Here is a 12,884-nt window from a genome sequence, read left to right as displayed (position 1 = left end):
AAAAGCTATGGGTTTTCTTTCCGGTAAGCGCATTCTGGTAACTGGCGTTGCCAGCAAACTGTCCATCGCCTACGGTATCGCACAAGCTATGCACCGCGAAGGTGCTGAACTGGCGTTCACCTATCAGAACGAGAAGCTGAAAGGCCGTGTTGAAGAGTTTGCTGCAAACCTGGGTTCCAGCATTGTTCTGGAATGCGACGTTGCGCAGGACGAAAGCATCGACGCTCTGTTCACCGAACTGGGAAAAGTGTGGCCGAAATTTGACGGCTTCGTACACTCCATCGGCTTCGCGCCGGGCGACCAACTCGACGGTGACTACGTTAACGCTGTAACCCGTGAAGGCTTCAAAATCGCACACGACATCAGCTCTTACAGCTTCGTCGCGATGGCTAAAGCCTGCCGTGAAATGCTGAATCCAGGCTCTGCTCTGCTGACTCTGTCCTACCTGGGCGCGGAACGTGCTATCCCTAACTACAACGTGATGGGTCTGGCTAAAGCATCCCTGGAAGCTAACGTGCGCTACATGGCGAACGCGATGGGTCCAGAAGGCGTGCGCGTTAACGGTATCTCCGCTGGCCCAATTCGTACTCTGGCCGCGTCCGGTATCAAAGATTTCCGTAAGATGCTGGCTCATTGCGAAGCGGTTACCCCAATCCGTCGCACAGTGACCATCGAAGACGTGGGTAACAGCGCAGCATTCCTGTGTTCTAACCTGTCTTCCGGTATCTCCGGTGAAGTCGTTCACGTTGACGGTGGTTTCAGCATCGCCGCAATGAACGAACTGGAACTGAAATAAGTTCTTCTTCCGCCCTGTTTACGCAGGGCGGAAATCCCGCCGTTATTCCAGTCTGTTATTTGTTATCACGCTTCAATATTTTTACCTGCTCCCGCCTTACGTCAGGATAGCTATCTCACAACGATACGACGTCCTGAAGGAACTCCCATGGAGCAAAGCCGCTCTCACGGCAAAAGCCATTGGTATCATGAAACGCAAGCGAGAAACCAGGCTGCCGATGTGCTGCCACTGGTTCCGGAAGCCGCCCACGTTGCAAACCGTTTTTTACTGGATTTAGCCCTGCCCGATTCAGTTACCTCACCCTGTCAGCCCTGGTTGAACGTGTCGCTGCGTATTTCTGAACACCTTTTTCCTGACACCTTTACGCCCACGCGGCTGAATACGTTTAGCGCTTACGAGCGTCTGAGCACCGCGTTAACCGTCGCCCAGGTCTTTGGCGTGCAGCGTTTGTGTAATCACTACGCCGCGCGACTGGCACCGCTGCCGGGGCCAGATTCGTCCCGCGAGAGTAATCACCGTCTGGCGCAAATTACCCAGTACGCCCGTCAACTGGCAGGCTCGCCGTCCGTTATCTGCGCACGCGCTCGTCAGCAGCTGGATGCCGTCGGTCTGACCACGCCGGATATCGTGCTGATTACACAAATCGTGGGCTTCATTGGCTATCAGGCGCGCGTGATTGCCGCCGGTCAGGCATTAAAAGGTTTGCCAGTGCGCTGGATCCCCGGTATGCCAATGCAGGATGACGCCCCTGCCGCTCTTTTTGCCTTCGAAACAGGACGATGGCAGCCAGGTCTTGAAACCGTTGAAATCCGCTATGCCAGCGTCGAACAGATGGATGCCCTCACCCATTGCGCCTCGCAAACGGCATTAGAAACGCTGGCACCGCTGCTGGTGTGGGATGAAACCCTGCTCGAACGATTGAGCGAATTACTGCACGCACTTCCGATCGAGGATGACGCCGCACCGTTAGCGGCTCTTGTTAGCGCACGCATTAACGGCAGCGTCAGCTGTTTTCAGCAAAACGCGGTTCAGGATACGTTGAAAGAAGCCGCCTTACAGGGCGATCGGGCGCTGCTGATTTGGGGCCAGCAGGAGCCGCTTTATCATGCAATCATCCAGGCGACGCAGTTGCTCACTCGTGCGCCTGACCGATTCAGCGCCGCGCAGTTTACTCCCCTCACCGAACAGGGACTTTCTGCTGAACAAGCCTTAGCTCTGTTGGCCTGGAGTGGGTTATGCGGCTGGCTGAACCGCCTGAAAATCGGCCTTGGAGAGGTGTCTCAGGATGCGTAAAAGGCTTAAAGTTAGCTTGCTGCGACAAGCATATTCGCGTAAAACTGTCAGCCGCTCTTTTGGCCACGAAAATACATAATTATGCTTCAGGATAACCCGCTGCTTGCACAGCTAAAACAGCAACTTCATTCCCAGACCCCTCGCGCTGAAGGGGTGGTGAAAGGTACCGAAAAAGGCTTTGGTTTTCTCGAAGTCGATGCCCAGAAAAGCTATTTCATCTCTCCTCCACAGATGAAAAAAGTAATGCATGGTGACCGTATCATTGCCACCATCCATAGTGGCGACAAAGGAAAAGAAAGCGCCGAACCAGAAGAACTGGTCGAGCCGTTCCTGACGCGTTTTGTTGGCCGCGTGCAGAAGAAGGACGATCGTCTGTCGATCGTACCCGATCATCCGCTGCTGAGAGATGCTATCCAGTGCCGCCCTGTGCGCGGCCTGGAACACGATTTTAAAGAGGGTGACTGGGCCGTGGCAGAAATGCGCCGTCATCCTTTGAAAGGCGACCGCAGTTTCTACGCTGAACTCACCCACTTCATCACTTACGGCGACGATCATTTCGTTCCATGGTGGGTGACGCTGGCGCGCCATAATCTTGAGAAGGTGGCCCCGGAAGGCACTGCAACCGAGATGCTGGACGAAGGTCTGGCGCGTCGCGATCTGACCGCGCTGGACTTCGTGACTATCGATAGCGCCAGCACCCAGGATATGGACGATGCGCTGTATGCAGAAGAAGTCGCTGACGGAAAACTGCATCTCACCGTCGCCATTGCCGATCCGACCGCGTGGATTGCAGAAGGTAGCAAGCTGGATAACGCCGCGAAAATTCGCGCATTCACCAACTACCTGCCGGGCTTCAACATCCCGATGCTGCCGCGCGAACTGTCCGACGACTTGTGCTCCCTGCGTGCGAATGAAGTGCGTCCGGTTCTCGCCTGCCGCATGATTATCTCTGCCGATGGCACCATCGAAGACGATATCGAATTCTTTACCGCGACCATCGAATCCAAAGCCAAGCTGGCCTACGACGATGTTTCTGACTGGCTGGAAGGCAACGGCAGCTGGCAGCCGCAGAATGACGCGATCGCCGGACAAATCAAACTGCTGGAACGCATCTGCGCCCTGCGCGGCGAGTGGCGTCATAACCACGCGCTGGTGTTTAAAGACCGTCCTGACTACCGCTTCGTGCTCGGTGAAAAAGGTGAAGTGCTGGATATCGTCGCTGAACCACGCCGCATCGCCAACCGCATCGTTGAAGAGTCTATGATTGCCGCCAACATCTGCGCCGCTCGTGTGCTGCGTGATAAGCTCGGTTTCGGTATCTACAACGTTCACACCGGTTTTGACCCGGCGAAAACGGAACAACTTTCTGAGCTGTTGAAGACCCATGATGTGCATGTCGACCCGCAGGAAGTGCTGACGCTGGACGGTTTCTGTAAGCTGCGCCGCGAACTCGATGCGATGCCGACTGGCTTCCTCGACAGCCGTATTCGTCGCTTCCAGTCCTTCGCTGAAATCAGCACCGAGCCGGGTCCGCACTTCGGCCTGGGTCTTGAGGCTTACGCCACCTGGACTTCACCGATTCGTAAATATGGCGACATGGTCAACCATCGTCTGCTGAAAGCGATTATCAAAGGTGAAACCGCGTCTCGTCCGCAGGAAGACGCTACTCTTCAGATGGCAGAACGTCGCCGCCTGAACCGTATGGCCGAACGTGATGTGGCCGATTGGCTGTATGCGCGTTTCCTGAATGACAAAGCAGGCACCGATACCCGTTTTGCCGCTGAAATCATTGATATCAGCCGCGGTGGGATGCGCGTTCGTCTGGTGGATAACGGCGCCGTCGCGTTTATTCCGGCACCGTTCCTGCACGCCGTCCGTGATGAAATGGTCTGCAGCCAGGAAAGTGGCACCGTACAAATTAAAGGCGAAACCGTTTATAAAGTGACCGATGTTATCGACGTCACGATCGCCGAAGTCAGAATGGAAACCCGCAGCGTTATCGCGCGTCCATTCCAGGCGTAATACTTAAGGGCGACTAATCATTGGTTAGCCGCCCTTTTCTTCTTCTGCAATGCGATTCCTTCCACACTTTTTTTCCACAATTCCTCCACAATCCCCCAAAAGCGGTCACAATCAAATAAGGTATCGCAGCGGAAAACAATGACCTGCTGGTCAGTGTTCTTTTTACTTCCTTAGGACAGTGATACAAAGACAAGTCAATGCACTATGTTTTGGCCTAAGTCTTTTGGATGAACTGGCTGTGCCGATTTTTAATCAATGATTCCATGATGCGCTAAGTTGGTTTGGGAGAAGACATGGCAGAGGAAATGGAGAAAAACCTGCTCTTTCGGTATCTGGGGACCAGCAGTCCCTACTGGCGATTGTCCGGTGACAGCAACGCGCTGCACCTGGCGGCCAGCGAGGAAACCGACACGAGTCAGGTGGTGGCGCTAAGTGCGGATCAGGCAGACAATATTCGCGAGATGACGGTGATCACCTCCAGTCTGACGCTGAATCTGAATCTTTATGGCAACCCGGTTCCGGTGCATCTTGTCGGCCGTAAAATCAATAAATCTCAATGGTCTGGTAGCGCATCCGCCTGGGATGATACCGGCTCAGTTGCTCGCGACCTTGTGCAAGGACTCTCCTTCGCCGAGCAAGTCGTTTCCGAAGCCAACTCCGTAATCGTTATTCTCGATCGCCACGGCAATATTCAGCGTTTTAATCGTTTGAGCGAAGAATATACCGGGATGAAAGAACAAGAGGTGATTGGGCAGAACGTTTTTAAGCTGTTTATGAGCCCAGCGGAAGCCGCCGCCTCGCGCCGTAATATTAGCGGTTTCTTTAAAAACGGCAGTTCATATGAAGTCGAGCGCTGGGTTAAAACCCGCAAAGGTCAGCGTCTGTTTTTATTCCGCAATAAATTCGTGCACAGCGGCAGCGGTAAAAACGAAATATATTTGATTTGCTCTGGTACCGATATTACCGAAGAGCGTCGCGCCCAGGAACGTCTGCGGGTTCTCGCCAATACCGATACCATTACCGGTTTGCCTAACCGTAATGCCATCAATGACATGATCACCGACGCGATTAACACCCGCGAAGATAATCAGGTCGGTATTGTGTATCTCGACCTCGATAACTTCAAAAAGGTGAACGATGCCTACGGGCATATGTTTGGCGATCAGCTCCTGCAGTCGGTGGCGTTATCAATTTTAAGCTGCCTGGAGGAAGGCCAGACTCTGGCACGCCTCGGTGGCGATGAGTTTATCGTACTGGCGACCCAAACCTCTCAGAGCAGCCTGGAGGCGATGGCGTCGCGCATTCTCAATCGCCTGCGTGACCCCTTCCGCATTGGGCTGATTGAAGTCTATTCCGGCTGTTCACTCGGCATTTCCCTCGCGCCACAGCACGGGAACGACAAAGAAAGCCTGATCCGTAACGCCGACACCGCCATGTATACCGCCAAAGAAGGCGGTCGCGGTAAATTCTGCGTCTTCTCCCCGGAGATGAACCAGCGGGTGTTTGAGTATCTGTGGCTCGACACCAACCTGCGTAAAGCTCTGGATAACAACCAGCTGGTGATTCACTACCAGCCGAAAATCACCTGGCGTGGTGAAGTTCGCAGCCTTGAAGCCTTAGTTCGTTGGGAATCACCAGAGCGCGGACTAATAGCGCCGAACGAATTTATCTCCTACGCCGAAGAATCCGGGTTGATTGTGCCGCTCGGGCGCTGGGTTATGCTCGATGTAGTGCGGCAGGTGGCGCTGTGGCGTGACAAAGGCATCAACTTGCGCGTGGCGGTGAACGTGTCGGCGCGTCAGCTTGCTGACCAGACCATTTTCAGTGATTTAAAACAGGCGCTACGTGACCTGAATTTTGAATATTGCCCTATCGATGTTGAATTGACGGAAAGCTGCCTGATTGAAAACGAAGAGCTGGCGCAGTCGGTTATCCAGCAGTTCAGCGCACTCGGCGCGCAGGTGCATCTGGATGACTTCGGTACCGGATATTCGTCACTTTCACAACTGGCCCGTTTCCCCATTGACGCTATCAAACTGGATCAGGTGTTTGTGCGCGATGTGCATAAGCAGCCCGTCGCGCAATCGCTGGTGCGCGCTATCGTGGCGGTGGCGCAAGCGCTGAATTTACAGGTGATCGCTGAAGGCGTGGAAAGCGCGAAAGAAGACGCCTTTCTGACCAAGAATGGCGTCAACGAACGGCAAGGTTTTTTATTTGCTAAGCCAATGCCCACTGCCGTATTCGAGCGCTGGCTAAAGCGACGTCAGACCCGCAAGCTGCGTTAACTGGCTTTGCGCAGCGAGACCTGTGTATGCCGGTTCTGCAACATGACCAGACGCTCCATGTAGGAGATGTCTTTGTCCTCGAGACAGAACGCGGCGTCCACCCAATCCTCGGTGATATCCATCAGCTCACTGCGCGGCAAGACCAATACTCGTTGGCGCGCCCGCAGCATGGCACGAACACCGTTGAGCTTCGGTATCAGCGTGTCGATGAACGTCCGCGTCGACACGTAGCTGTTGTCTGGCTCAAACAGTACGTCCACCAGACCGCGCTGCTCATGCCACTCCGCAGTATGTGCTTCCCCGCGACAGATAAGCTGCTCGGCGAGCTTCATGCCTGACCGGCGGCTAACCAGCGAGTATCCGCCCATACCAGGGAAGAGATTAAATGCAATCTCCGGGAACCCCATTCGGGCATCACGCTGCGCGAGAATGAAGTGGTGCGCCAGCGCCGCCTCGAAACCGCCACCCAATGCACTGCCTTCGACCATTGCTATGCTGATGGCACCCGTATCAAATGCACGAGACGCAGCATGAATACAGTCCACACAGGCCCGCGCATAGGCTCGCAGCGCTTCACGTCGCCCGTTGCGAATACACTTCACGAAAAAGTCCAAATCGCCGCCGGTATTGTAGATGCCCGAGACCAGCGAGCCGGTCACCCAGAAATCGACAACAAAACCCTGCTGTTTGACCAACCATGACAGATTCATGATCTCTTCTATCAGTGCATGGTTGAAGCACGGACGCGGCTGGGCACGAAGCATCATCCAGACGGTGCGGCGCTCCTCCTCATAGTATGCAGAGAGCTGGGTGAATCGTTCAGTATCGGTAAACAGTTTACAGGTAGGCTGATTAATCACGGTCATAATCTGATCCTCATAAAATAAAGCGCGTTGCGCGCATTATCAGACTAATTCAGGCCATTTCTCGCGCAAATCCAGGAGTCGTAATTTATAATTTTTCGTTATGTGTTTTTAACCCATGTCATTTTCCGCTTCTCTTTTGTCCCCTTTTTTTGCATCATTGATTTTTCTTACTTTTCTCTCAGGATTGCCTATGTCAAACCTCGATGCGCGCCAGTTAGCTCAACGTGTTGATACCGTACTGGATATTCTGGTGGCGGGTGATTACCACTCTGCAATTAACAATCTCGAAATCCTGAAAGCAGAGCTTTTGGCTCAGGCGTCCGGCGAGCTGGAACAGAAATCAGCTCAGCCGAAATCCCCTTGGGAAATTTAAAACAGTAGTGACCTTGATATGAACGCCCGACAACAATCTATTTTGCAAATGGTGATCGACAAAGGCCGCATGAGCGTTGCCGATCTCGCCCTGATGACCGGGGTTTCAGAGGTGACTATCCGTCAGGATCTGAATCTGCTGGAAAAACAAAGCTATCTGCGCCGTACTCATGGCTTTGCCGTGCCGCTCGACAGCGAAGACGTCGAGACGCGAATGATGAACAATTTCTCGCTCAAACGTGAACTTGCCGCCTGGGCTGCCCGTCTGGTCAGCCCAGGCGAAACGGTGTTTATCGAGAACGGCAGCAGCAACGCCCTGCTCGCCCGCGCGCTTGCAGAGCAACCGGGGATCACCATCATCACCGTCAGCAGCTATATTGCGCATCTCCTGAAAGAAACACCCGGCGAAGTCATTTTGCTCGGGGGCATTTATCAGAAGAAAAGCGAAAGTATGGTTGGACCTCTAACCCGCCAGTACATCCAGCAGGTGCATTTCAACAAAGCCTTTATCGGGGTGGACGGTTGGCAACGTGATACTGGCTTCACCGGTCGCGATATGATGCGTGCGGATGTAGTGAGCGCTGTGCTTGATAAAGAGTGTGAAACCATTGTACTGAGCGACAGCTCGAAGTTTGGCGCGGTTCATCCTTATCCACTTGGCCCAACGCAGAAGTTTAATCGAGTCATCACCGATGATGGCCTTTCTGCCGACCATCAGCATCTGCTCGAACACGCCGGTTTAACGGTAGACATCGTTAAACGTCCGTGAGAAAAGCCCCCGTCCGCGGGGGTTGTTTTGTCCCGCATCACATTCAGCTCATATACTCCACGATTCGATATTTCCATTCTGTTTCATTCTTCAACACCCCGTTACATCTAGGATTCTTCTGACGCACCAATTAAGATTTTTTACCTCCCTGTTCTCGCACATCGACGTAAAATTAATATTAGCGATATAACAGGAAGTGACTATCACTTGCGTGATTTTAGTAACACCTGCGCAACACAATTCCATGAATGCCGCACGGTTCCCAATTGGAACTAAACTCAATGCAGGCACTTTCGTGGAGAGATTATTCAGGAGAGAACTTTATGACTTCAATGAGCAAAAAAATGACCGCGGCCGTGCTGGCTGCAACACTGATCATGTCCCTGAGCGCATGTTCAAATTGGTCCAAACGTGACCGTAACACGGCTATCGGTGCGGGTGCAGGTGCCCTCGGTGGCGCAGTGCTGACTGACGGTAGCACACTGGGTACTCTGGGTGGCGCAGCAGTCGGTGGTATTATTGGTCACCAGGTCGGTAAATAATTCCCTTTAGGGAAATAATAAAGAAAACGATATTCAGATCTGACTTACGCACACTCATTTTACCTGCAAAAAGGCCACGCAATTGCGTGGCCTTTTTATTTCTGACGACAATACTGGAAAATAGCTGACGTTAACCGCCAGCCAGTTTGACCTTCATGCCTTTGGCTTCCAGCAGTGATTTAATCAGGTCGCGTTTATCACCCTGAATCTCAATCACGCCGTCTTTCAGTGCCCCACCGCAGCCACATTTTTTTTTCAGTTCGGCAGCAATTTTCGCAAGTTCGGCATCATCGGCATCAATGCCGGTAATCAAGCACACGCCTTTGCCTTTACGCCCGCTGGTCTGGCGCTGAATACGCACAATGCCGTCGCCTTTTGGGCGCTCAGCAGCCGCTTTCGGCTCGTCAATTCGACCGCTGTCGGTGGAATACACCAGACGACTGTTGGAATCGTTCATTAGGCCTCCTTTGTAAGCGATGCGTTAATCTGACGCAGCGTTTTCGCCGGGTCAGCTGACTGAGTCACCGGGCGTCCAATCACCATATAATCAACGCCTGCCACCTGCGCCTGTTCTGGGGTCATGATCCGACGCTGATCGCCAGCATCGCTTCCCGCAGGGCGAATACCCGGAGTAATCAGTTTAAATGCCTGGCCCAGTTCCTGTTTGAAGCGTACGGCTTCCTGCGCTGAGCATACAACGCCATCCAGGCCGCAGCGTTGGGTTAACGCCGCCAGCTTCGCCGCGTGATCTGCCGGAGAAAGCGAAATCCCCAAATCCTGTAAATCACTGGCTTCCATGCTGGTCAGAACGGTGACGGCAATCAGCAGCGGTGCATCTTTGCCAAACGGCATCAGCGCTTCACGCGCGGCGGTCATCATACGTGCACCACCGGTGGCGTGGACATTCACCATCCAGACACCTAAATCAGCGGCAGCGGCAACCGCATGCGCAGTGGTGTTAGGAATATCGTGGAATTTCAGGTCGAGGAAGATATCGAACCCGCGCTGTTGCAGGTCTCGCACCAGCTGTGGCCCAAACAGCGTGAACATCTCTTTGCCTACTTTCAGACGGCAGTCGCGCGGGTCGATACGATCGACGAAAGCCAGCGCTTTGTCGCGATTATCATAATCAAGGGCAACAACTACGGGAGAGGAAGTAACAATACGGGATTCAGACGTCATGACCAGACCTTCTTGTTGTGGGCCGCAACCGGCGTAAAAACGGTAAACGGCGAGCATTCTACCTGCGACAGCGCGAAATTGACAGGCTGCATTTTCCCGTTTTCACCTGCCAGACGATGGCTGGCTCGATGCTACAAAGGGGGTGGAGAAAATTGATAAGTATGTTGTAACTAATGCAGTCGTTTTTAAAAATTACTGGCCGTCGAGGCCCCGGATAGGTTTGACCGAGGACCATGCCCGGCAGGAAGGACAGTGCCAGTAAAGCGTGTAGGCGGTGAAGCCGCATTTCTGGCAGCGATAGCGCGGTTTGCTGCGTACCTGTTCACCAACCATGTCACGCAGCACCATCAGGCTGTCTTTCGCGCGCCCTTCTTCTGCTTCATTGAGGTGGTAATCCATTAATTTATGGAACACACGCATGGTCGGATGGCGCTGAAGCTGGCGGGTGACGTAGGTTTGTGCGGTATCTGCGCCTTCGCGCTGTTCCATGATTTGCGCCAGCATCAGCTCGGCGGTCGCACCGGTATTCTCTTCCACCGCGCGACGCAAGAAGTGTTCCCACTCTTCGTCTTTGCCGAGTTGCTGGTAGCAGGTTTGCAGCATTTCCAGGGTTTCGCTGACCAGTTCACGATCCTGATCGATAACGCGCTGCAGTGATTCCACCGCTTTCGCGTAATCACCATTGGCCATGAATACCCGGCCCATCATGATGGACACACGTGCGCTGTTGCGATCGGCGGCAGCGCCCTTTTTCAGCAAGGTCATGGCTTTATCCATGTCGCTGTTGCCCATTTGCTGCAGGGCCAATTCGCACCAGAAATGGGCGATTTCATGACGGTGTTTTTCTTTTCCGAGTTTGACCAGACGCTCTGCGACGTCGATGGCTTTTTGCCAGTCGCTGGTCGCCTGGTAAATTTGCAGCAGCTGCTGGAGCGCACTAATACGGAATTCAGTTTCATCCACCAGTTGGCTGAACATGTCTTCTGCGCGGTCATACAGACCCGCAGCCATGTAGTCACGGCCCAACTGCTGCACCGCTAACAGGCGCTGGTCGTAGGTCAGCGAGGCGCTTTCCATTAAGGTCTGGTGAATGCGAATAGCGCGGTCGACTTCACCACGCGAGCGGAACAGGTTGCCAAGCGTCAGGTGCGCCTCGACGGTACCTGTATCCTCTTTAAGCATGTCGAGGAACAGGTCCACCGCTTTGTCCTGCTGATTGCTGAGCAGGAAGTTAACGCCCGCAACGTAGTCACGGGAGAGGCGGCTAGCATCGTCCTGTTTGGACTGTTGTGCACTTCTGCGGCCCATGTACCAGCCATACGCGGCGGCGACGGGCAAAAGCAGAAACAACAACTCCAGCATAGAAAGTTATTCCTTCACAGCCGGAACGACCGGCGCAGACGAAGCGGGAGTGACCGGGATAATTTGTTGCTCAAGGCGTTTAATTTTGCGCTCAGCACGCAGCAGTGAGACGCGAGTACGCAGCCAGAACATGCCGCAAATCAGCCAGCCGATCGCAAATCCAGCGGCAAAAAGTACCGCTAAAAGCGTGGAGATCCGAAACTCCCCTTGCGCCAACAGATAGTTAAAGGTGACCTGCTGATCGTTTTGTGCGCCAAGGGTGACGGAGACAACGAAAATCGCCAACACCAATAAGAAAATGAGTAAATATTTCACATTACTTCCCGTTATGTGGTTTATGTGAATAAAACATGTTCGATTTTTCGCTTCCAGCCTTATAAAGTACCATCTTCGCCGCAACGGCGAAACTGTCAAGCGTGCTGCCAGCTATGGATGTGTGGGCGGGAACGACCGAAATCAACCTGCGTCACTCTTCCGACTCGCGGTTTCGGATTTCCCTTGCTTCTTCCCCCGGCGGCGTCAGCGGTCCACAGAGTTTTTGCGCAAGCCAGGTGGCGAGCGTCACCAGCAGCCAGGACATTAGCGTGGCGACCACTAAATCGCGCGGCCAGTGCATCCCCAGCAGCAACCGGCTGCCCATTACCGCTGTCGCCCACACCAGCAGCACCACGATGGTTATTGTGCGACGACGCGGCCACAACAGCCCCACGCCCAGCAGCGCCCAACTGGCAGCAAACATCGTATGACCTGACGGGAAGGCAAATCCGGTCTCTTTCTGCCAGTGATGTCGTAAAAATGTGGGTAAATCATTCTTGTCGGCCAGCTGTTGTTTCACTAAGTGTGCCCGGTCCTTACGCTTTAAAGTGTAGAACTCCTCCACCGGCACCTGCTGCGTTTTTTCCAGCCAGATGACAAAGGGTCTTGGTTCCTGGACCCGGTCCTTCACCCAGGATTTAGCCCCCTGCCCGATAAGAATTGCCGCAGCCAGGATGGCAAAGAGCGTTAAGGCAGCGCGTAGGCGAAAACGCAGGCACCACAAAAACCAGGCGCAAAGAATCACATGAGTGATGATACCCCACGGCTGCGTCACAGTTTCTGTTACCCAGTAGAGCATCTTCAACCACCAGGCATTGTGTCCGGGTTGCCACATCCAGCCGGAAATCCAAACCGCAACCGGCATCACGAGTAGCATGGCGGCTCCTGCCGCGGTTCGTCTGGCGATTGAAAGCATCATGTCTCCTTTTTCCTTAAACATCACAATCATACCTGAAAAAAGCCATAACGGTGAAAGAGGTCGAATTGTGCGCTTAAGCAGCAGACAACCGTCAGCCATTAGGTGAAGCCCCGGCATTGTGGCAAAATAGGCGCAAACAGAAGGCACATGCATGCCGATAT

13 protein-coding genes are annotated in these 12,884 nt (G+C 53.6%); 7 read left to right on the top strand and 6 right to left on the bottom strand.

The features are described 5' to 3' along the window. Positions 1-7 precede the first annotated feature (7 nt). The 4 genes from fabI to pdeR all read left to right on the top strand — a co-directional run bounded on the left by fabI (position 8) and on the right by pdeR (position 6,396). Positions 8-796 carry an enoyl-ACP reductase FabI gene (gene fabI, locus MUU46_RS20705; protein ID WP_159758864.1) on the top strand — a complete coding sequence of 263 codons (789 nt, stop codon included), beginning with the start codon at positions 8-10 and terminating at the stop codon, positions 794-796. A gap of 147 nt (positions 797-943) precedes the next feature. Next, the gene (locus tag MUU46_RS20700; RefSeq protein ID WP_258966533.1) at positions 944-2,089 is read left to right on the top strand and encodes a carboxymuconolactone decarboxylase family protein; all 1,146 of its coding nucleotides are present in this window, start codon (positions 944-946) and stop codon (positions 2,087-2,089) included. Between the two features lie 81 nt (positions 2,090-2,170). After that, positions 2,171-4,111: an exoribonuclease II gene (locus MUU46_RS20695; protein ID WP_258966532.1), complete on the top strand. Its 1,941-nt coding sequence runs from the start codon at positions 2,171-2,173 to the stop codon at positions 4,109-4,111. A 293-nt stretch (positions 4,112-4,404) separates the two neighbouring features. Continuing rightward, positions 4,405-6,396, top strand: coding sequence for a cyclic di-GMP phosphodiesterase (gene pdeR, locus MUU46_RS20690; RefSeq protein ID WP_258966531.1), 1,992 nt, complete (start codon positions 4,405-4,407; stop codon positions 6,394-6,396). Here pdeR and MUU46_RS20685 read toward each other — a convergent pair. Then, positions 6,393-7,262: a crotonase/enoyl-CoA hydratase family protein gene (locus tag MUU46_RS20685; protein WP_159758856.1), complete on the bottom strand. Its 870-nt coding sequence runs from the start codon at positions 7,260-7,262 to the stop codon at positions 6,393-6,395. The two genes, pdeR and MUU46_RS20685, sit on opposite strands and share 4 nt — an antisense overlap. A 190-nt stretch (positions 7,263-7,452) precedes the next feature. On the opposite strand from MUU46_RS20685, the gene MUU46_RS20680 reads away from it, so the two are divergent. The 3 genes from MUU46_RS20680 to osmB all read left to right on the top strand — a co-directional run bounded on the left by MUU46_RS20680 (position 7,453) and on the right by osmB (position 8,945). Beyond that, positions 7,453-7,635: a YciZ family protein gene (locus MUU46_RS20680; RefSeq protein ID WP_133459942.1), complete on the top strand. Its 183-nt coding sequence runs from the start codon at positions 7,453-7,455 to the stop codon at positions 7,633-7,635. Between the two features lie 18 nt (positions 7,636-7,653). Continuing rightward, positions 7,654-8,403 (top strand): DNA-binding transcriptional regulator YciT, encoded by a 750-nt coding sequence (yciT, locus tag MUU46_RS20675; protein ID WP_159758854.1) that lies wholly within the window; start codon positions 7,654-7,656, stop codon positions 8,401-8,403. Between the two features lie 323 nt (positions 8,404-8,726). Continuing rightward, entirely contained in the window at positions 8,727-8,945 is a 219-nt protein-coding gene (gene osmB / locus MUU46_RS20670; protein WP_159758852.1) for an osmotically-inducible lipoprotein OsmB, read from the top strand. Between the two features lie 130 nt (positions 8,946-9,075). Here the strand turns inward: osmB and yciH are convergent, their stop codons facing one another. The 5 genes from yciH to pgpB form a co-directional block, all read right to left on the bottom strand. Then, positions 9,076-9,402 carry a stress response translation initiation inhibitor YciH gene (gene yciH, locus MUU46_RS20665; protein ID WP_258966530.1) on the bottom strand — a complete coding sequence of 109 codons (327 nt, stop codon included), beginning with the start codon at positions 9,400-9,402 and terminating at the stop codon, positions 9,076-9,078. Next, positions 9,402-10,127, bottom strand: a complete 726-nt coding sequence (gene pyrF / locus MUU46_RS20660; protein WP_258966529.1) for an orotidine-5'-phosphate decarboxylase — start codon at positions 10,125-10,127, stop codon at positions 9,402-9,404. The genes yciH and pyrF overlap by 1 nt, the downstream gene beginning before the upstream one ends. Positions 10,128-10,319: 192 nt before the next feature. Then, a complete protein-coding gene (lapB, locus tag MUU46_RS20655; RefSeq protein ID WP_258966528.1) occupies positions 10,320-11,489 on the bottom strand; it encodes a lipopolysaccharide assembly protein LapB in 1,170 nt (389 codons plus the stop codon). Between the two features lie 6 nt (positions 11,490-11,495). Next, positions 11,496-11,804: a LapA family protein gene (locus MUU46_RS20650; protein WP_159758844.1), complete on the bottom strand. Its 309-nt coding sequence runs from the start codon at positions 11,802-11,804 to the stop codon at positions 11,496-11,498. A gap of 151 nt (positions 11,805-11,955) precedes the next feature. Next, a complete protein-coding gene (gene pgpB / locus MUU46_RS20645; protein ID WP_159759290.1) occupies positions 11,956-12,720 on the bottom strand; it encodes a phosphatidylglycerophosphatase B in 765 nt (254 codons plus the stop codon). Between the last annotated feature and the right edge of the window lie 164 nt (positions 12,721-12,884).

It is taken from the genome of Scandinavium tedordense, assembly GCF_024764965.1.
GTDB lineage: Bacteria > Pseudomonadota > Gammaproteobacteria > Enterobacterales > Enterobacteriaceae > Scandinavium > Scandinavium tedordense.
The sequence above is the reverse complement of the archived record's forward strand: the minus strand, read 5'-3'. Positions and strand labels throughout refer to the sequence as shown.

Excerpts from the sequence above, each read along its gene's own strand:
- pyrF (WP_258966529.1), bottom strand. The coding sequence starts at position 10,127 with ATGACGTCTGAATCCCGTATTGTTACTTCCTCTCCCGTAGTTGTTGCC.
- yciT (WP_159758854.1), top strand. The coding sequence starts at position 7,654 with ATGAACGCCCGACAACAATCTATTTTGCAAATGGTGATCGACAAAGGC.
- yciH (WP_258966530.1), bottom strand. The coding sequence starts at position 9,402 with ATGAACGATTCCAACAGTCGTCTGGTGTATTCCACCGACAGCGGTCGA.
- lapB (WP_258966528.1), bottom strand. The coding sequence starts at position 11,489 with ATGCTGGAGTTGTTGTTTCTGCTTTTGCCCGTCGCCGCCGCGTATGGC.
- MUU46_RS20695 (WP_258966532.1), top strand. The coding sequence starts at position 2,171 with ATGCTTCAGGATAACCCGCTGCTTGCACAGCTAAAACAGCAACTTCAT.
- osmB (WP_159758852.1), top strand. The coding sequence starts at position 8,727 with ATGACTTCAATGAGCAAAAAAATGACCGCGGCCGTGCTGGCTGCAACA.
- pdeR (WP_258966531.1), top strand. The coding sequence starts at position 4,405 with ATGGCAGAGGAAATGGAGAAAAACCTGCTCTTTCGGTATCTGGGGACC.
- MUU46_RS20700 (WP_258966533.1), top strand. The coding sequence starts at position 944 with ATGGAGCAAAGCCGCTCTCACGGCAAAAGCCATTGGTATCATGAAACG.
- pgpB (WP_159759290.1), bottom strand. The coding sequence starts at position 12,720 with ATGCTTTCAATCGCCAGACGAACCGCGGCAGGAGCCGCCATGCTACTC.
- fabI (WP_159758864.1), top strand. The coding sequence starts at position 8 with ATGGGTTTTCTTTCCGGTAAGCGCATTCTGGTAACTGGCGTTGCCAGC.
- MUU46_RS20680 (WP_133459942.1), top strand. The coding sequence starts at position 7,453 with ATGTCAAACCTCGATGCGCGCCAGTTAGCTCAACGTGTTGATACCGTA.
- MUU46_RS20685 (WP_159758856.1), bottom strand. The coding sequence starts at position 7,262 with ATGACCGTGATTAATCAGCCTACCTGTAAACTGTTTACCGATACTGAA.